Here is a 19,730-nt window from a genome sequence, read left to right as displayed (position 1 = left end):
ACCAAACATCACTGTATAATTAAAGTACTGATAGAATGCGGCAGGCTGTTTACCACAGCGCCCTTATTTTTAATGATCAGGTTATAGGTTAGTTTATCATCGCTGGTATTCATTACCACTACGGTTAGTTTACCTGCGGCATTTTTAAACGCGGTAGTTAACAGCTTATCGCGATTGGATGAGGTTACTATCCGCTTATCGCCCGGGCGCACAAATTTTGAAAACTGCCCCAGGTAATAGTAGATATTGGTATAGATCAGTTTACCGGTTTGGGTATCGGCATGTACCGGCGCAAAACAATAGTTACCCACGTGGTTTGGCCCGCCCTGTTCATCAAGCAAAATATTCCAGTCTGTCCATCCAACGGTACCATTGTTAAAATCGTGAATAATGGACTGACCGTACTTTTCGCCCAGGGCCCAATCGTTAACGCGCGCCATGTCAAACTTCTCGATACACCCTTCGGTAAACAGCAAATGCTTATCAGGGAAGGCATCCGCCACGCGGCGAACGTTATCAAACTGCATGGCGCTGCCTGTCCAGGTTTCGTACCAGTGGTAACCAATACCCCAAATGTATTTGGCGGCTTCCTTATCTTCCAGCATAGTGCTGGCCTGCTGGTAAACCAGGTCGCGGTTATGATCCCAGGCAATTAATTTTGTGCCCGCCACATTTGATTTGGTTAATGTTGGCCCTAAATATTTTTTAATAAAATCGCGCTCCTCTTCGGCAGTAAATATGCACGATTCCCATTTTTGCTTAGCCATTGGTTCGTTTTGCACGGTTACGCCCCAAACCGGGATACCTTGCTTTTGGTAGGCATTAATAAATTTCACAAAAAAGTTGGCCCAGCTTTGCATGTATTCGGGCTTTAATTTACCGCCATGCAAAACATCGTTATTATCCTTCATCCAGCCTGGCGGGCTCCACGGCGAGGCAAATAAAGTAAGTTTACCGCCGGCAGCAGCAATGGCCTCTTTGATAAAAGGCACCCGGTATTTCAGGTCGTGGCTAATGTTAAAGGTTTTCAGGGCAGCATCTTTATCGGCAATGTAACTATACGAGTCGCTCGAAAAATCGCAGCTTTGAATATTTGTGCGCGCCAGGCTGTAGCCTATCCCCTTTTCCTGATCGTAAAAAGCGGTTAAAAATTCCTTTTGTGCAGCTTTAGGCAATTTGTAAAAGGTTTCGGCCGAGGCATCGGTTAACGCACTGCCAATACCCAGCATAGTTTGAAAAGTTTTGGCCGGATCCACAAACACGCAGATCTCGGTTTCCAAAGGTTGTGCCTTGTCGGCGAATTTTAAGGTTTCGGTTTGCGAAAGTCGATAATCGGTTCCTTTGGCTGTAGTGTAAACCTTAATAGTTTTGTTAGTGGCCGAAAATGCAGGACTTTGCGCTTTTACAACAGGTACAAATAGCGCCAGGCACAATAGTGTAAAAACACCAGGGTAAAATTTAGACATATTTAAGTGTGTTGATACCGGTTATTAGGTTTCGGGATAACCGGTTTAATTCAAAACTATTAAATTTAATTGTTAAATAGCAACACAGCTACGCACAAAAAATTGAATATTAGACACTTACACAAATAAACAATACGCTTTAAACACAATAAATGCAATACGAAATTAGTTGATTGATAAGCCTTTAGGTGTATCAAGTACACTTTGGTCTTATTGGTACAATACGGGTAAATGTTACTTATAAAAATTGAAATTATTTTACGGTTGTACTGGTTGGCATACACTCCTTTTTGCAGTGTAGCAAATTTTATAATTTATTCGTCAAAAAAAAGCATAATTGACATTGGTGAATTTTGCCTGCCCTTGTAAACAATTGTGTCCGAAGGTATATTCAGGTTGCATATTTTAATTAGAATGTATTTTGATATTAAAATAACAGAAAAAAAATAATATTTTTCAATTAATTAATTGCTTTTAAGTAAACTGGCAACCCTTTTGATAGGTGGTAAACATACATTTACTATTATGGAAAGCAACAATGTTTACACAAAGTACAAATCGTGCATTACCACCGCTTGCTCATTGTTTAAGCAATACGAAAAATATCATAACTGCTTTGGCATCGGTGCGATAGACAACCAAATGAACAGCACTTTTTACAAAATTGTGGTATCTTATAGTAAAATGACGCAGTCCATTATTAACATTGTAATGCCGCCGCGCGAAAAGATCATACCTGCAGCCAACGGCGCACAAACCAATGCAGTTGACGGTAAAGCACTGTTTTTAGAATATACGCTTGCGTTTATTGAAAAGTACGAGAGCAAGCTTACCCAATCATTCACTAATGAAAACGAGGATAGGGTGAAGGCACAACTAAGTGACCTGGAGTATAACGTTAACAGTGCAGGGCAATTAGTTAGCCGTATGGAAGGGATATTGAAAAGCGGGCAGCAGCTATACCCAATAGGTTCTGATGCTGTTGCGTGATACTTAACCTGTACCGCCATATTAATGATCGGGTGGACGAGCGCAGTATTGGCTGGTTGATGGTAAAAATGCAGGTAGAAAACCTTAGCAGTAAAGGTAGTGTACAAAGTAAACCCCGCGCGGGTACAACTTTCACCATCCCACTTCCCTTAACTCCAGATCAGCTGTTCAGTTTACACCAAGCGGCTTTGTGTATCAGATCTTTAGTGCTTAACCTTCTATTATTGCCAATGCCCCCCAGCTAAAACACTTTCGCACAACTGGCAATTACTCTTATCTGTAAAAATCATGCTATTGTTATGTTGTACCGATGTATTTTCGTGGGTTTGTTTATCTTGCAGAGTTTTTAAATCTTCTATCTATAATCAAACCCCACAATACACTACAGTACATATGAAAAAAGTTATTTTGGTAACAGGCGCTTCGTCTGGTTTAGGCTTAGCTACTGCAACTGCCCTGGCGGCACAAGGTCACAGCGTTTACGGCGCGGCGCGCAGTATCGATAAAGTTAAAGATGCATCGTTTCATACCATTAAGCTCGATGTTACCGACGACGCATCGGTACAAGCCGCGGTAAACAAGATCATCACTGCCGAAGGCCGTATTGATGTGCTGATCAATAATGCTGGCAATGGCATTACCGGCCCGCTATATGCCATGCCTGTCGACCTGGCCAAAAAACAATTCGAGGTTAACTTTTTTGGCGTGGTACGCGTTAGCAGCACAGTGCTGCCACATATGATCGAAAAAGGCTCGGGAATGGTGATCAATATCGGCTCGCTGGCCGGTTTGTTCGGTTTACCTTACCAGGGGTTATATTCAGCATCAAAATTCGCTATCGAAGGTTATTCGGAAAGCTTGCGGATGGAGCTGCGAAACACCGGCGTTAAGGTTGCCGTGGTAAACCCCGGCGATTTTAAAACCGACTTTACCGGCAACCGCGAGAAAGCACCTTTCCCGTTAAAGAACGACAAATTGAAAGGCGAATTTGAAGCTGCCGTTGCTGCAATGGAAAAAGACGAAAGTATTGGTGCCGATCCATCAAAACTGGCCGCACAGATCTGCAAAATTGTCAATACATCAAACCCAAAACATAATTACCTGGTAGGTGCTATTGGCCAAACTATCGCGGTAACGCTTAAATCGGTACTGCCGGGCGGCTTGTTTGTGAAACTGATGAACGACCATTACGGCATCAAATAATGGAAGCCGTTAAAAACGACAAAAAAACCATCTGGGCCTGGGCTATGTTCGATTGGGCAAACCAGGCCTACAACATGGTGATCACTTCGACTATCTTTCCGGCCTATTTTGTAGGTATCACTTCATCTAACAATCCAAATAAAGATAAGGTTACGTTTTTTGGACATGAGTACGTTAACACAGTACTATCAACCTATGTTTTAGGGCTTTCGTACCTGATAATTGTAGTATTACTGCCGATATTAACCTCGATAGCCGACTACAAGGGGCATAAAAAGCTATACCTGCAAATGTTTACGTGGCTCGGTAGTTTGTCGTGTGCGGGATTATATTTCTTTTATGCAAACGGAGATAAGCAACCCTTTCACCTGTACAACTTTGAGTGGGGTATGATCTGTTTCGGACTGGCATCGGTAGGTTATTGCGGCGGCTTTGTATTCTACAATTCGTACCTGCCACAAATAGCTACAGAGGACCAGGTTGACGCTGTAAGTGCCAAAGGCTTTATTTATGGCTTTGCAGGCAGTATAGTAGTACAATTGCTTTGTTTGATCCCGGTAATGGGCCACGATTTCTTCCATATTACTGAAGATTATGCGGCTCGTATCTCTTTCCTGATCGTAGGGGTTTGGTGGATAGGCTTTTCGTTCATCGCATTCTATATCTTACCTAAAGGCACGCCTAACGCAGGTTCGCACAATTACAATGTATTAACCGGCGGCTTTAAAGAGCTGGCCAAGGTTTGGAAAAAGGTAAAAGAGCTGCCTTTGCTTAAGCGCTTTTTACCCGCTTTCTTTTTCTATTCGGTAGGTGTGCAAACCATTATGCTGGTGGCAGCCAACTTTGGCGCAAAAGAGCTTAAGATACCTGAAGATAACCTGATCACCGTCATACTGACCATACAGGTGGTTGCTATTATCGGCGCGGCCTTCACAGCCAAACTTTCCGAAAAATTCGGCAATGTTAAAACGCTTACGGGCATTGTACTTTTTTGGTGTTTGATCTGCGCTTCGGTTTACTTTGTTACCACCGCCGTAGAGTTTTACATCGCCGCGGCATTTGTAGGTGTGGTAATGGGTGGCGTACAGTCGTTATCGCGTTCAACTTACTCAAAATTCATCCCGCAGAATATTCCCGATACGGCATCATACTTTAGTTTTTACGATGTGACCGAAAAGCTATCGATCGTAGTTGGCCTGTTTACTTTCGGCTATGTAGAAAGCCGCAGCAATACCATGCGTAACTCGGCCTTGGTGCTGGATGGTTATTTTGTAGTAGGTGTAACCTTATTGTTTTTGCTGGTAGCCTTTCAAAGCAAAAATAAATCGGCTGCCGCGCATATCGGAACTGTTTAATCAAACCAAACCTTATACCATTACAAGCCCGGCACAAATTAGTGCCGGGCTTTTTTATTCCCCGGCTATCCTCCTATATTGATCCACCGATGCACCCATGCCTTGCTCTTTATGATAAGTTGGAGGATTATTTGCCCATTGATAAGGCGTATATAACGTAGCGCATTGCGGGTTATTCTTTTTCAGGTCGCGATAAGCATTCCAATACTGATCATATTTTTTGATTGATGCCGCGATCCTTTCCTTGTCGTATTTGCCGGTGTGATCACCCACATATCCCAAAGCCATAATGTCCCACCCCTCAGCAATGATCTGGTGCAGTAATAAACCATATTGACCCGATACCCGGATATAATCCTGGTCGGCTTTGTTGGATAAATTGATCTGTTTGCTTAGGTCGGTAATTTTTTGCCACATGGCGGCCGCTTCATACTTTTCATCAACAGCTTTCTGTAAAGTACCGTTATCGTAAAAAGCTTTAAAAACATCCGCCAAACGGCCATCGGTACCGCTTAAAAACTCGTCCCGCATCCAAAATGTCCAGCCGCTTTTAAATGGCAGTATCGCCGAATCATGTCCGCGTAACACAGCTTTCGCCGATAGCAAACACAATTCGCGGAAAGCGTCCCTGCTTTTGCCTTTAATGCCCTGTTCATCCATAAAGCGATCAAAAACCTGTTCCTCGGTTTGCCGGGTATCTGCCGCCCAATGGCTGATGACAAAGGCGTTGAGCTTACACCAAAATTCGTTGCTAATGTATGGCCCTACCCAGCCCCCACCCCGCGACCACGACCATATCCCCTTGTACTGTGGCGTATTCACCATATCCTTTAAACCTTTATGGCCAGTTTGCGGTGTATTGGTATTAAACTCTTCAAACCCATTGATCACGCCACTCATCACATAGTTAGGATAGGCTCCTTTACCTTCGTACTCACGCTGGCATTGTACTTCTACAATTTGCAGGTGTTTGCCTATGCCTAAAGTGGGGTTAAAATCCATGGTGCGCTGGTAATCGCCCTTGGTATGCTTAACCGAAAACACCAGGTTGGGGTGCGGCTCGATACGATCGGTAACCGAGAGGTAGACATCGGGTTTGGTATCCATACCCGCAGAAAGCCAGGTGCGATAAAAAACCATTTTGTTGCGCTTTACACAAACTTCCTGGCGCAACAGGTTAATTAACTTAACGTGACTTTCGGCCCCATTGGTTATTGGGTTGTTGCCGGTATGGTACGGTACATTATTCAGGTAAGTCTCGCCTGTGCGGATAATCAATCCATCCAGGTCGGGAAAAGCATCAAACAGTTCGTTAAACAGGATGCGGTGTATCTCGATAGTTTTTGGCCTTTCGAAAGATATCTTGCCTTTTTCATCGCATATTTCATCGTGGTAAAGCTCCACCAAACGCTTGGGCAGCACAATAATATCGGTAAAGTAATAACACTTCTCGCCGGCGGTATGCGCACGTTTAATATTGACCCTTACTTTTTCGGCAGCCTGCATTACCCAGGCACGTTCTTTTGATCCTTTAGGGAAAATATCGGGGTTAAGGCTATCAAATGTAATGGCAGCGTGGGCAAATGTAAAATCATTGATAACCTGCCCGTTATACCCTTGTTGCTTTAAAAAAGCAGGATCGTTATAAGCGGTTTGGGTTAGCGGCTCACCCGGGTTGTTGTGCACCATATCCAGTATATAGCCTGTCTGGGCTTTCGCCGATATCGCGCAAAGCATCACAGCGGCAGCAGCAAAAATGCGGACACGCTTCATATCATTAATTAGTCAGGAAGTAAACAATCCGGCAAGCGGTTCCTTTTGATCTTTCGTTTTTATTGGCGCTTATTTCCAGTTTAAGCAAGTGTTTACCAGGCGCCAAACCATCGCCCAACAGCAAATACCAGGGCAGGTGTAAACTTTTGCTCCACTGCGTATACAGATCGAGCTCCGGATAAGCTTTCCCATCAATAGTGTATCTTACGATGCCTGCATCAGGGCCTGACACAACAGCGAAACCAATTACCGGCCCGGTAAAAGATAGCTGGAACGAAGCTCCCGGTTTTTCGCCAACCAGCATGGGCACATTAGCAAAGCCAGGCCGGGTATGTACACTATCGGCAGGCTTCCATGCTGGGTTTAACGTAAAATCCTTTAAAGCAGTAGCAGCGTCAACATGCAGGTAATTGCCGTTGGTATAGGCAAAGGCATCAGCTTGTTTGGGTAGGTATGATGGCGTTAGTTTTGCCGGTGCGGGTTTGGTCAACTCAACCAACAGCAACTGTTTCATGGTACGGAAATAAATTTCCTGCCCGAACGGCGATGGGTGCAGGTTTTTAAAATCCTTCTCCCAGGTAAATTCGCCGGCATTAATACGGTCGGTAACTTCTTTAGCCAGGTTAATGAGGGGCAGATGGTACATTTTTGCCATATCCTGGTGCACCTGCACTTCGGGCGGTATCTTACCCGAATTATAATCTTTTATCTTGTCCGGATCAACAAAAGCCATCATCACGATATTGGCATCGGGGTTGGTTTTAAGCACATGCCTGATGATGCCTTCCAAGGCCCGGCGCTGGGTTTGTTCGTTAGTGCCGTTACCGCGGTCGTTAACTGCAGTCTCCAAAAACATCAGGTCAACGCGGCCTTTTGCCAGCACATCCTGCGTTATCCTGAAAGCGTGCGGCAAACTGCCCAGCGACGGGATGCCTGCATTTAAAAAGTTAAATTTGGTAGCCGGAAAGCTTTGCTGGAGATATTGGCTCACCTTATCGCGCCAGCCGGGATTATGAGTTATTGATCCGCCAAAGAAAACCACATTAGCGCTTTTTTCTGTTTTGATACGGTAAAGCGTATTGGCCAGATCACCAAAACGCGAAATATAATTTTCGCTTTTGAGCAATGTTTTACCTGTATCTGTTTGGGCAGTTTGAGCAAAGGTTTGGGTTTGCGCGGCCAACAGCAAAGTCAACAGCAAATAGGTTGTTCTTTTCATAATTATACACACTAAATAAGGGTTTTTAGTGTGCATAAAAGTATTGGCTATTGCCGTGATAGTAAATCAAATTAACATGAACCGGATATCGTTCATAACTTAAATATCTCGTTCTTTATCGCGTAAAGCACCAGGCCTGATCGTGTTTTAAGATTGAGCTTTTGAAAAAGCGACTCGCGGTAATTATCAACCGTGCGCGGACTTACAAACATTAGGTCGGCAATCTCTTTATAACTCATCTCAGAGCAGCACAGTTTTAAAAACTCAAGTTCACGGGTGGTGAGTTTCAGATCGTCAATATTTGATGACATAGACCGGATGAGTTTACCCGACACAATTTCGTTAATAAAAACACCTTTTTTCACTATCGACTGGATAGCTTCCAGTAGTTCGCGGGGTTTTGATTGTTTGAGCACATAACCGCTCGCACCGCTTTTGATCATTTTAATAACCGCCTTATCATCCTCATACATGCTTAGCGCCAACACCAGTATCTTAGGATAATGCTCTTTAAGCCAGATCGTCGTTTCGTAGCCGTCCATCACAGGCATATTAATATCCATTAATATCACCTGCGGCAGTTCGGCTTTTGGCAATAGTTGTTGCATTTGCTGCCCGTTGGATGCTTCAAATACAATTTTCAGCTCGGTAAACTCGCCCATTAAAGCTGCAACGCCGCTTCTAAAAAGGGCGTGATCGTCAACTATGGCAATTTTGATCTGTTCTGTTTCTGTCATGGGTAAGGAATAAAAATGGTGATACCTGTGCCTTCGCCTGGCGCTGATTCGATCGCTAGCCGGCCGCCTACAATTTCGGCGCATTTGCGGATATTATGCAGCCCCATACCGGCATTGGCAAACTGCTCATCGGTGTTAAAGCCCGAACCATTATCGCCGATGTGCATTGTAATAAGGGGTTAAAGGGTTAAGTAAACTAAAAATACAAATAATACTTATTCATAATCCCAAAACTCAATAAATTAACACATTGGCTTAAACGCTTATTCACCTTATTTTAATACCGTAAAAACACCTTGCGTATTCACGCAATATCTACACCATTCTTAAAATAACATGGTTTGATGTATATCTTATCAAAACCGGCAAGGTAAAAGCGATCATATGGCCGTTTTTACTCAAAAATCTTTTTTTTACTTTAATACCAATTGGTATATTTAATTAACAATAATTTAACACGAGTCGATACCATATAAATCACATCAAGAAAATATACTTACGGTTTAAAAATGTTATAAAACAGTAAAGCCTCCTGATGGGCAGGAGGCTTTTACTAACCAATTATAAACCTAAATTATGAGAAGAGCTGCGAAGGAAGGACTCGAACCTTTAAAATTTGCTGCCTGTCAGCGCCTTGCATTAATTACATTACAAATGTACACACAGTATCTTTAATTACAATACTATCAACAAATAATTTTAATTTTTAGTATATTTTTATCAAAACAACATTTTTATTAAATTTTCTTAAATATATCCAAATGTTTAGCCATTTAAATTTCGGAGTTTATAATAAAAATAAACCAATCGGTATAATTTACTGGGGCAAAATTTGAAATTTACAGCACAGATTGGATAACATACGTGTTATTATTTAAAGAAAAGCGCTCGCCGGGCTTTTTTCCTTTAAGCTGCATACCTATAGGCGATGCTATAGATACAGCAAAGTAGGTTTCACCACTATATATTAATGCACCTGCGCTTATCGCGATGTAAAATTTACCGTTATCGGTAATTACCAAACTACCCACTTGCACGGCAGAGGCGGGGGGCACGTTGACGGGTACCTGGGTTAACGCCACTTTTAATTTATTAGACTCGGTTAACTGGGCCATATTACGATTGGTTTCCTGCTGCATCATTTCGCGCCCGGTTTCGTATTTATCACCCGCGCTGCTTTTGGTGTCTTCGCCGGCAGATTGTTGTGCCGACTGTATAGCCTGCATGGAGTTGGCTATGCGGTTATCAACATAAGCCATACAAAGGTTATACAATGCCTGTTTAACGTCGCTCATAAGCTTGTAAACATCTTAAAAATTATTGGGTGTTGTTTAATAATTAAACTGAAAAGGCAAAAGCCGGTAGTAACTAGCCATTTTTAATGGTGGATAAGCGTTAAACAGACATTTTTTAGCCAAACGGAAAAAATAGCAGAAAAGCAATTTTTAACAGGCTGAAATATTAAAATTTACAAAAACCTGCCATTATTATTAAGTGATAGATAAAAAACTCACTATCAGTGTGCTTTTTATGCATGCTGCCCGCATTATAAAATTAACTGTAAGCATGACACTACAGGATGGCATATTAAATATAATGCATTACGTTCGTACCTACAATTATTAACCTCTGTAACAACAGATACATTACTATTACCAGCATTGAGTAACCTTAATTTATTCTTCACAACAAGAATTTATTACCGATACCTGCGAGTATTTTAAACGTGCAAACTAACTGTATAACAATTTTATAAAAAGCATCAACCAAGCGCTTTATTGCCAATTAAAACTAAATGAACCCATATGAAAAAAATTTACTTATTCATTTTCCTGATTGTAATAGGTTTATCGCAAAATCAATCGGTAAAGGCTAACATTAGTAAAACGCCCCACAAGGTAGTTTTTGCGCCACCGGCTGCTCAAACTATTACGTTTACAGCTTTTACAACTCCTCAAACATTTGGTGCTGCCGATATTACATTAACGGCAACTGCATCATCGGGTTTGGCTGTTAGTTTTAGTAGCAGCAATACCAGCGTTGCTACTATTGTAAACAATAAAATACACCTGGTTGGTGTGGGTACTGCAGTTATTACGGCATCGCAACCAGGCGATGGCGTTAATTACAGCGCAGCACCGGTTAAAACCCAAACGCTTACAGTTAATGCAGGCGCAAAAGCTGTTATCAGCGCGTTTCCGGCAGCAAGCGTTGCGTTGCAATCGGCAGATATTACGCCGCCGGCAGTAAGTACGTATGCAGCGGCCAGCTTTCCAAATTATCCTATAACTTACACCAGCAGTAACCCTGCTGTTGCTACCATTATTAATAACCGTATACACCTGGTAGCTACTGGTACTACTACCATTACTGCAAGCCAGGCGGGTAACGGTAACTTTCCGGATGCTACCCCATTAGCGGCAGTATATACTATCACTGCTCCGCCGGCTCCTACATTTTCAGCATCGCTTGGCAGTAAAGCTGTAGGCTCGGCTGACTTTGACCCGGGAGCTACTTTATCGGGTACCAACCCTTACTACGCTACTATAACTTACAGCAACAGCAGTGCGGCTGCAAGTACAGGTGCAAGTGCATTTTCTATTGTTAATAACAAAGTGCGCTTACTCAATGCCTCTCCATCTACCAACTCAATAACTGCTACCATAACTTACCCGGTAAGTACCGGTGGCACAGCCACCGTAACAAGCACGAATACCACTTTGGTGATCACAGCCGCTACAACTACAACCACAACTCCGGCAATTTCGTTCACAGCGCCGGGTTCAAAAGCATTCAGCAATATCGATCTGCCTTTAACAGCATCGAGCAACAGTATAGCTAATATCCCAATCACTTTTACAAGCTCAAGCCCGGCAGTTGCCACTATTGTAAATGGCAATATCCACTATGTGGGTCTGGGTACTTCAACCATTACAGCCTCACAGGGTGGTGGTACAGACCCTAACCTGCCGCCAAACGTAGGCGCCGCTAACAATTTAACTGTTACAGCGCCATTAATTAGTTTTACAGCGGTCGGCTCCAAAGCATTCACTCCCGCCGATTTTACCCCAACGGTAACATCAACGTTAGTTAATGTACCTATTACCTTAACCAGCAGTAACCCTGCGGTTGCTACTATAGTAAACGGTAATATTCATTTTGTAGGGATAGGCACATCAACCATTACAGCAACCCAGGCAACAGCAGCGGCTGCAGCCGGATACCCGGTTCCGCTTGATCAAACCTCGGTATTAACCGTAACTGCCCCGGTAGGTCCAACCTCGCCGGCAATTACATTTGCTGCACTGGGTAGCAAAGTTTACGCCAATGGCGATGTTGCGCTTACCGCATCAAGCACGGCTACTAACGCGCCGCAAATAAGTTTTACGAGCAGTAACCCGGCAGTAGCCATTATAACTAACGGTTTAACTTTTGGTATCCCTACGGGCGGTACCGGTTATGTTAACGGCACTTACATTAATGTGCCTTTAACAGGCGGAAGCGGTACTGGCGAATTAGCTACAATTGTAGTAGCTAACAATATAGTAACTACAGTTACACCTACAACCAATGGTTCGGGGTATAACGTGGGCGATGTTTTATCGTGCGCGGCATCAAGTATAGGCGGCGGCTCTGGTTCGGGTTTTAACATTACTGTACTTTCGTTAACCTATAACTTGCGTTATATAGCAGCACTACCGGCTCCAAACAATACTACTGTTATTACGGCAAGTCAGGGTGGGGGTGTTTTAGGTAATGCCACGCTGCCACCAGATGTTAGCCAAACCCTGGTGCTTGTTCAACCTACTTTGAGCTTCCCTACCCTGGGCACCAAGCCTTATTCGGCTCAGGATATACCGGTTGGCGCAATAAGCAGTATAACTAATAAAATTATTGTTTACACCAGCAGTAACCCTGCGGTTGCAACCATTAATAACATCGCTACAGGTACCATCACTACCGGTGGTTCGTCGTACGTAGCCGGTACTTATTACAAAGTGCCTATGCTGGGCGGTAGCGGCAGCGGTGCAACGGCTACTATTACTGTAGCAAGTGGTGCGGTAACCGGTGTAACTATAACAGCCAACGGACCCGTTTATGCTGTAGGCGATGTTTTAACCTGCGCTTCGTCGTCAATAGGCAATGCTGGGTCGGGCTTTACCTATACCATTACCGGTTATACCAGCAATATACACTTCAATAATGCCGTACCTGCCGCGCCTAATAATACCACAGTTATTACTGCCAGCCAGGGTGGCGGTGCAAATGGTACAACCTTATTACCTCCGGATGCATCACAAACGCTAACGGTAACACAACCAACTATTAATTTCCCGGCGTTAGGTACAAAGCAATTTACCAGCAACGACCTTAATCCCGGTGCAACAGGTTCAAACTTTACCACTAGCAGCATCTCTACGTTCAATAACCCGTCAGCAGGTTCGGGTTATACCAACGGCGTTTATTATGCGGTTCCGTTAAACGGCGGCTCGGGTACGGGTGCAACTGCAACCATCACCGTTATTGGCGGTGTAGTTACATCGGTAATACCGGTTTCAACAGGTATTAACTATTTAGTTGGCGACATTTTAAATACCCCGGCAGCAAACATAGGTGGTACAGGCAGTGGTTTCCAGGTTGTGGTTAGCGCGGTAAGCACCGGCTTCCCGATAACTTATACCAGCAGCAATCCGGCTGTAGCCACTATTGTTAACAATTATATCCACTTTGTAGGTACAGGCACCACAACTATTACCGCATCGCAAAACGGCCCTGCCGGAGCGGTTACCGGTAACATCAGCTTACCGCCAAGCGTATCACAACAATTAATTGTAACTGCACCAACCATATCTTTCGCACTTAGCGGAACACGGACCTTTTCAAGCACCGATGTTAACCCGGGTGCAACCAGTACTATTACCAACATACCAATTACGTATGTAAGCAGTAACCCTGCCGTAGCTACCATTATCAATAATTCGATCAACGGAATAAGTAACTTTGTAAGAGGAGCGGGTTATGTTAACGGTATTTACCCTAACGTTGCCTTAACCGGAGGATCAGGAACCGGTGCTACTGCCACTCTCACAGTATCAACCCTATCGCAAATAGTTGTGGGTGGTGTAGTTGTATCAACAACAAATGGTGTTACCAGCCTTGTAATCACATCACAAGGTTCGGGCTATACCGCGGGCGACGTTTTATCATGCCCGGTAACCAGCCTTGGCGGTACTTCAACAAATACACCATTTAGCTTTACTGTTGCGAGCGTTGGCAGTGCTATACACTTTACCGGTTCAGGTACCGTAAATATTACCGCAACCCAGGGTGGTGGCGCAACAGGTACCAGCAGCCTTCCGGCAGATGTTACACAAAGCTTAACTGTAACACCACCAACGCTGACTTTGCCTGCTTTAGGAAAAGTATTATATGGCTCTGGTGATATCAATCCGGCAGCTATATCAACTATTACAAACAAACCAATAACCTATACCAGCAGCAATACAAGTGTTGCCAAAATATTGACCAACAGTATTACAGCGCTTGGCAACCCATCCGGAGGCAGCGGTTACCTTATTGGTACTTACTCGCCGGTACCTTTAATTTATGCCAACGGCGCCAGCGGAACAGGTACCGGTGCAACCGCACAGATCCTAGTTGTGGGCGGATCGGTTACCGGAGTAACTATCATATCAGGTGGTACAGGTTACCAGCCCAATGATCAGTTAACCTGCGATAAAACATTGATTGGCGGAACAGGATCGGGCTTTACCATACCGGTTACGAGTGCAGGCGGCGTGATTAATTTGTTAGGCACAGGAACTACGACCATTACAGCTTCGCAAGGCGGTGGTGCTACAGGCACTGCTACTCTTCCGCCTGATGCTTCGCAGGTGTTAACCGTTGGCCAAAACGCGATAGTGATGGCACCTTTCGGAACACAAACTTTAACAGCAGCCGACTTAAATCCCGGTGCGACAAGTTCACTTGCAACAACACCTATTGTTTATACCAGCAGCAATACCGCTGCAGCTACTATTGTTAACGGATTTATACATTTTGTTGCTACCGGCACCACAGTTATCAAGGCTTCGCAAGGTGGTGGCGCTACAGGTACTACTACCCTACCTCCTGACGTTACCCAAACTTTAACAATTACAGCTCCGTTAATTACGTTCCCACCATTAACCGGTGTATTTTTAACAAACGGAAGTGACGTAACACCAGCAGCATCCAGTACGATAAACGCACCGATTACTTATACCAGCAGCAATACTGCAGTTGCAACTATTGTTAATGGCAATATCCATATTGTTGGCCCGGGTACTGCAACTATTAAAGCATCGCAGCAAAACAGCGCAGCGGGTACAGTAGCTCCTGCAACCACTACATTACCTGCCGACCAGGTTCAATCGTTTACCGTAACCCAGGCAGCTATTACTTTACCGGTATATGGTACAAAACAATATACCGATGTTGATTTTAGCCCGGGTGCCAGCAGCCCGGTTGCAGGTATTCCTTTCACCTATACCAGCAGTAACCCGGCAGTAGCTACCATTGCTAACTATCCAACATTTAACACACCAATTACCGGTGGCAGCGGCTATGTTAACGGCACCTATAACGCTGTACCATTATTATATAATGGAGTAGCAAGTGGTGTAACGGCAACGGTAGTAGTTTCGGGCGGGTCGGTAGTATCATTTAAAACAAATTCGCTTACCGCATTGCCTGTAGTTGGTGTTGTTGTTACTGTAGCTACATCAAATATTGGTGGTGGCAGCGGATCGGGCTTTAATGCAGTTGTAAACGGCAACATAAGCATGATACATTTAACAAGCCCTGTACCTGCTGCGCCAAATAACACTACAACTATTACAGCAGGTCAGGCACAAAGCGGTGCAACACCGGCTTCGCAATTATTAACTGTAGTTGCTCCGGTTATTACATTCCCGGCATTGGGTACAATAACTTATAATAACAACGATATCACCCCGGGTGCTACCAGCACGGTTACAGGCATACCTGTTACATATACGAGTGACAATCCTGCCGTAGCAACCATTGTTAATGGTCAGATCCATATTATTAATCAGGGTACAGCTAAAATTACAGCTACGCAACAAAACACACCGGCAGGCAACTCTCCGGCGCCCGCAACGGGTTTTTTACCTGCCGATGTGCAGCAAACCTTAACCATTACCGGCACACCGGCAATTACTTTTGCAGCATTAGGATCAAAACCGTTAAACAGTACTGATCTGGCACCGGGTGCAACAAGTACTTATACCCTTAAACCGATAACTTATACCAGCAGTAATACTGCCGTTGCAACTATTGTTAATGGCAATATTCACTTTGTAGGTACAGGTACAGCTACCATAACAGCATCGCAAGGTGGCGGAACAGTGAGCAATGGTGTGCTACCTGTTGACGCCACATCAAGTTTAACAGTAACTGCTCCGTTAATTACTTTTGCATCGCCAGGAAGCAAAGCTTTAACTGACATAGATCTGGCACCTGGCGCAACAAGCACCATTTCTACAACTCCGATTACCTATACCAGCAGCAATACCGCTGTAGCAACTATTGTAAACGGAAACATTCACTTTATAGCTCCGGGTACTACTACCATCAAGGCTTCACAAGGCGGCGGCGCTACAGGCACAGCTACTTTACCTGCCGATGTATCGCAAACGCTTACCGTAACAAACCCGGTTATTACTTTTGGAGCATTGGCCAGCAAGCCTTACCAGATCAATGACATTGGCCTTGGGGCAACAAGTACATTAACAACCGTACCTATCACTTACACCAGCAGCGACCCTAATGTGGCAACCATTGTAAACAATGCTATCCATATTGTGGGCATGGGTACAACAACTATTACCGCATCGCAAAATACAGATGCCATTGCTGCGGGATATATTGCTCCGGCTGATGTTACACAACCATTTGTTGTAACAGCACCTACCCTGGTACTTGGCGCCTTAGGCACCAAAGCGTTCACTTCGACCGACCTGGCCTTAACTACAACCGGATCGGTGAATGCGGCTGCACCGGTAATCTATACCACAAGCGACCCATCGGTAGCAACTATAGTTAACGGCAACTTCCTGCACTATACCGGTATCGGTACCTGCTATATTACTGCATCACAAGGATCTTACCAGGGATCTCCCGTTCCGCTAAGCTCTATCCAGGTTTTAACAGTAACACCTGCAACCATAACCTTTGCTGCCCTGGGCACTAAAGCCACCAACTCTGGCGATGTTACCCTGGGTGCAACAAGTACATTAACCGGCCCTGGTATTGTTTACACTTCAAGCGACCCAACCGTAGCCAGTATAGTTGGCGGTAATACGCTGCACCTGGTTGCCGCAGGTTCTTGTGTTATAACGGCAAGCCAGCCTACTTCGGCTAACTATGCACCGCTGCCGGTTACTTCGGCACTGGTATTAGTACCACCAATTGTCGGCGTATCAACACCAACAATTACTTTCCAGCCGCTGGGTAGTAAACCATTTAGCAACACAGGCGATTATACACCTACAGCTACTGCAAGTAATAGTGCCACGCTTACTTTTACCAGCAGCAACCCCGCTGTAGCCACTATTGTTAACGGCTTAATACACCCAACCCCACCGGTTATTGTTAACGGTGTGGTTACTTATGCAAGCCCTAACACTACGGTTATCACTGCATCAGCAGGCGGTGGCCCTAACGGTGTACCAGGGGTATCGCCAGCGGATGTGTCGCAGGTATTAACCATAACCCCGGCTACAATTACCTTCCCGCCGTTGGGTCAGCAAATTTTCCCAACAACGCCTGTTATAGCTAACCTATCACAGGTTAGGTTTAACACTAACGATCTGGCACCTGCCGCAACCAGCAACTACCAACTGGTAACTGCAAATAATACTGCCGTACCAATTACCTATACCAGCAGCAATCCGGCAGTAGCAACTATTGTTAATGGCAATATTCACTTTGTTGGTTTAGGTATCACTACCATTACCGCTTCGCTTGGTAATGTGGTAGTGGCCGATGTAAGCCAAAACTTAGAAGTTATTGCGCCACTAATTACGTTTGCAACAACACGCAGCGTACCGTACAGCACAATTGATGTGGCTCCTGCAGCAACCAGTACCCTTAGTTCGGTACCAATTACTTATACCAGCAGTAACCCGGCAGTGGCAACTATTGTTAATGGCAATATCCACCTGGTATCGGCAGGTATAACAACCATCACTGCAACACAGGCTGCAATAGGCAATTCTACCATACCAGCCGCCGCAACACAGGTGTTAACAGTTACTCCTGCTGCAACACTTACCTTTGCTGCAACCCGCACCCAGGCATTCAGTTTAACTGATCTTGATCCGGGTGCTACAAGTACCATTACCAACGTACCAATTACTTACACAAGCAATAATCCGGGCCTGGTAAGCATTGTAAATAACAAACTACACTTTAATATCCCACCTACTGCATCTTTAGGTAATACGGCAATAATAACAGCTACACAAGCTGGCAGCGGAGGTGTACCTGCACAGGTATTAGCTCAAACTTTAACAGTAACACCGATAGTAATTGCCCAAACACCATTGAATAAATACTATGGGGATGCTGATTTTAGCCCGGCTATATCATCACTTGGTGCAGCAAGTCCTGTTTTATACGCCAGCGCAACTACAACTGTAGCTACTGCGGTAACTAACGGGGTAACAGTTGGTACGGGCCAATTGATACACATTGTGGGTACAGGCTCGAGCGCTATTACAGCGTCATCGCCGGCTGATAATACCAACGCAGCTGCAGCCAATGCCGCATTTACATTAACCGTAGTACAGGCACCAATGTCAATTACACCTAAAAATGTAACTTATGCTTATGGCGCACCGATCATATCGTTCCCATTAATTTACGATGGATTTAAGAGCGCAAGCGGCAACGTACCGTTAGATGACAGTACCAAGTTTAGCAGTCAGCCAATTGTGAGCATAAACGGACGTTCGCCAAACGGATTTTTTGGAAACATCCCGGTAGGCACTTACCAGTTAACTGCAAGCGGCGCTGTATCAACCTTGTATACGTTTACTTACGGCAAGGGTACTTTAACCATTGTACCGGCTGTACAAACATTAACATGGGATAACTTTACAGGCGCCAGGAACTTTGGCGATGCCGACTTTGACCCGCTGGCACGCAGCACCGGCGATCCTGTTACTTATACCAGCAGTAACCCTGCAGTGGCCACTATTGTTAACGGCAAAGTACATATCGTTGGCATAGGTACAGCTACTATCACGGCAAGTATATCGCCAACATCAGGCAACTATACCGGTTCGGCAAGCATAGCTAAGGTAATTACTGTTGGACCGGGCGCACAAACCATTACAGTAGCTACCATTCCTTTCCAAACTAAAGGCGCAGCCGCTTACTCGCCAAACGCAACAGCATCATCAGGCCTGGCGGTTACCATGACCTCGTCTGACCCGACGATAGTTAAAGTGGTTGGCACAACACTGGTGCCATTACATGTGGGTAGTGCTACCATTACCTTCACGCAACCAGGTAACGCTAATTATGCGGCTGCACCAGCTGTTACCCAATATGTACAGGTGGTTGATCCATCGGGCAATGTGGTAAAAGTTGACCAGGCGGTATCGCCAAATGGTGACGGTATCAACGAGTTCTTATACGTTGAAGGATTACAGAACTATCCGGATAACCATATTAAGATCATTGACCGTAACGGCGGTAAAGTTTACTCGGCTACAGGATACGATAACAAAAATGTAATATTTACCGGTAAGGACAGCAGCGGACATCAGCTTCCGGCAGGTACTTATTTCTACCTCATCGACTGGAACGCAGGTGGTGAACAAAATCATATAACCGGTTATTTTGTTTTGAAATATTAATCAATTAAAGAAACCTGATAGAAACTAAAATGATACCCATGTGGATCACACCACACATC

General features: G+C 44.5%; 10 protein-coding genes. 4 read left to right on the top strand and 6 right to left on the bottom strand.

The window, feature by feature from the left end:
* Positions 1 to 8: 8 nt before the first annotated feature.
* Positions 9 to 1,466 (bottom strand): glycoside hydrolase family 30 protein, encoded by a 1,458-nt coding sequence (locus ACFGVR_RS09775; RefSeq protein WP_448702629.1) that lies wholly within the window; start codon positions 1,464 to 1,466, stop codon positions 9 to 11.
* A 525-nt stretch (positions 1,467 to 1,991) separates the two neighbouring features.
* On the opposite strand from ACFGVR_RS09775, the gene ACFGVR_RS09770 reads away from it, so the two are divergent.
* The 3 genes from ACFGVR_RS09770 (at position 1,992) to ACFGVR_RS09760 (ending at position 5,014) form a co-directional block, all read left to right on the top strand.
* A complete protein-coding gene (locus ACFGVR_RS09770) occupies positions 1,992 to 2,456 on the top strand; it encodes a hypothetical protein (protein WP_448702628.1) in 465 nt (154 codons plus the stop codon).
* A gap of 393 nt (positions 2,457 to 2,849) precedes the next feature.
* Entirely contained in the window at positions 2,850 to 3,659 is an 810-nt protein-coding gene (locus tag ACFGVR_RS09765) for an SDR family oxidoreductase (RefSeq protein ID WP_448702627.1), read from the top strand.
* Positions 3,659 to 5,014: an MFS transporter gene (locus ACFGVR_RS09760; protein WP_448702626.1), complete on the top strand. Its 1,356-nt coding sequence runs from the start codon at positions 3,659 to 3,661 to the stop codon at positions 5,012 to 5,014. Before ACFGVR_RS09765 ends, ACFGVR_RS09760 begins: the two co-directional genes overlap by 1 nt.
* A gap of 54 nt (positions 5,015 to 5,068) precedes the next feature.
* Here the strand turns inward: ACFGVR_RS09760 and ACFGVR_RS09755 are convergent, their stop codons facing one another.
* The 5 genes from ACFGVR_RS09755 to ACFGVR_RS09735 form a co-directional block, all read right to left on the bottom strand.
* A complete protein-coding gene (locus tag ACFGVR_RS09755; RefSeq protein ID WP_448702625.1) occupies positions 5,069 to 6,787 on the bottom strand; it encodes a hypothetical protein in 1,719 nt (572 codons plus the stop codon).
* A 4-nt stretch (positions 6,788 to 6,791) separates the two neighbouring features.
* The gene (locus tag ACFGVR_RS09750; protein WP_448702624.1) at positions 6,792 to 8,006 is read right to left on the bottom strand and encodes an SGNH/GDSL hydrolase family protein; all 1,215 of its coding nucleotides are present in this window, start codon (positions 8,004 to 8,006) and stop codon (positions 6,792 to 6,794) included.
* A 92-nt stretch (positions 8,007 to 8,098) separates the two neighbouring features.
* Positions 8,099 to 8,743 (bottom strand): response regulator, encoded by a 645-nt coding sequence (locus ACFGVR_RS09745; RefSeq protein WP_448702623.1) that lies wholly within the window; start codon positions 8,741 to 8,743, stop codon positions 8,099 to 8,101.
* Positions 8,740 to 8,910, bottom strand: a complete 171-nt coding sequence (locus ACFGVR_RS09740; protein WP_448702622.1) for an ATP-binding protein — start codon at positions 8,908 to 8,910, stop codon at positions 8,740 to 8,742. The genes ACFGVR_RS09745 and ACFGVR_RS09740 overlap by 4 nt, the downstream gene beginning before the upstream one ends.
* A gap of 672 nt (positions 8,911 to 9,582) precedes the next feature.
* Positions 9,583 to 10,038, bottom strand: a complete 456-nt coding sequence (locus ACFGVR_RS09735) for a 3-oxoacyl-ACP synthase (RefSeq protein ID WP_448702621.1) — start codon at positions 10,036 to 10,038, stop codon at positions 9,583 to 9,585.
* A 510-nt stretch (positions 10,039 to 10,548) separates the two neighbouring features.
* Here ACFGVR_RS09735 and ACFGVR_RS09730 point away from each other — a divergent pair.
* Positions 10,549 to 19,671, top strand: coding sequence for a T9SS type B sorting domain-containing protein (locus tag ACFGVR_RS09730; protein WP_448702620.1), 9,123 nt, complete (start codon positions 10,549 to 10,551; stop codon positions 19,669 to 19,671).
* Positions 19,672 to 19,730: the final 59 nt, after the last annotated feature.

Source organism: Mucilaginibacter aureus, assembly GCF_053514885.1.
This window is presented reverse-complemented; position numbering and strand designations above follow the sequence as displayed.

Bases quoted from the DNA above. Each gene is read 5' to 3' on its own strand.
- ACFGVR_RS09775 (WP_448702629.1), bottom strand. From the start codon at position 1,466: ATGTCTAAATTTTACCCTGGTGTTTTTACACTATTGTGCCTGGCGCTA.
- ACFGVR_RS09770 (WP_448702628.1), top strand. From the start codon at position 1,992: ATGGAAAGCAACAATGTTTACACAAAGTACAAATCGTGCATTACCACC.
- ACFGVR_RS09765 (WP_448702627.1), top strand. From the start codon at position 2,850: ATGAAAAAAGTTATTTTGGTAACAGGCGCTTCGTCTGGTTTAGGCTTA.
- ACFGVR_RS09760 (WP_448702626.1), top strand. From the start codon at position 3,659: ATGGAAGCCGTTAAAAACGACAAAAAAACCATCTGGGCCTGGGCTATG.
- ACFGVR_RS09755 (WP_448702625.1), bottom strand. From the start codon at position 6,787: ATGAAGCGTGTCCGCATTTTTGCTGCTGCCGCTGTGATGCTTTGCGCG.
- ACFGVR_RS09750 (WP_448702624.1), bottom strand. From the start codon at position 8,006: ATGAAAAGAACAACCTATTTGCTGTTGACTTTGCTGTTGGCCGCGCAA.
- ACFGVR_RS09745 (WP_448702623.1), bottom strand. From the start codon at position 8,743: ATGACAGAAACAGAACAGATCAAAATTGCCATAGTTGACGATCACGCC.
- ACFGVR_RS09740 (WP_448702622.1), bottom strand. From the start codon at position 8,910: ATGCACATCGGCGATAATGGTTCGGGCTTTAACACCGATGAGCAGTTT.
- ACFGVR_RS09735 (WP_448702621.1), bottom strand. From the start codon at position 10,038: ATGAGCGACGTTAAACAGGCATTGTATAACCTTTGTATGGCTTATGTT.
- ACFGVR_RS09730 (WP_448702620.1), top strand. From the start codon at position 10,549: ATGAAAAAAATTTACTTATTCATTTTCCTGATTGTAATAGGTTTATCG.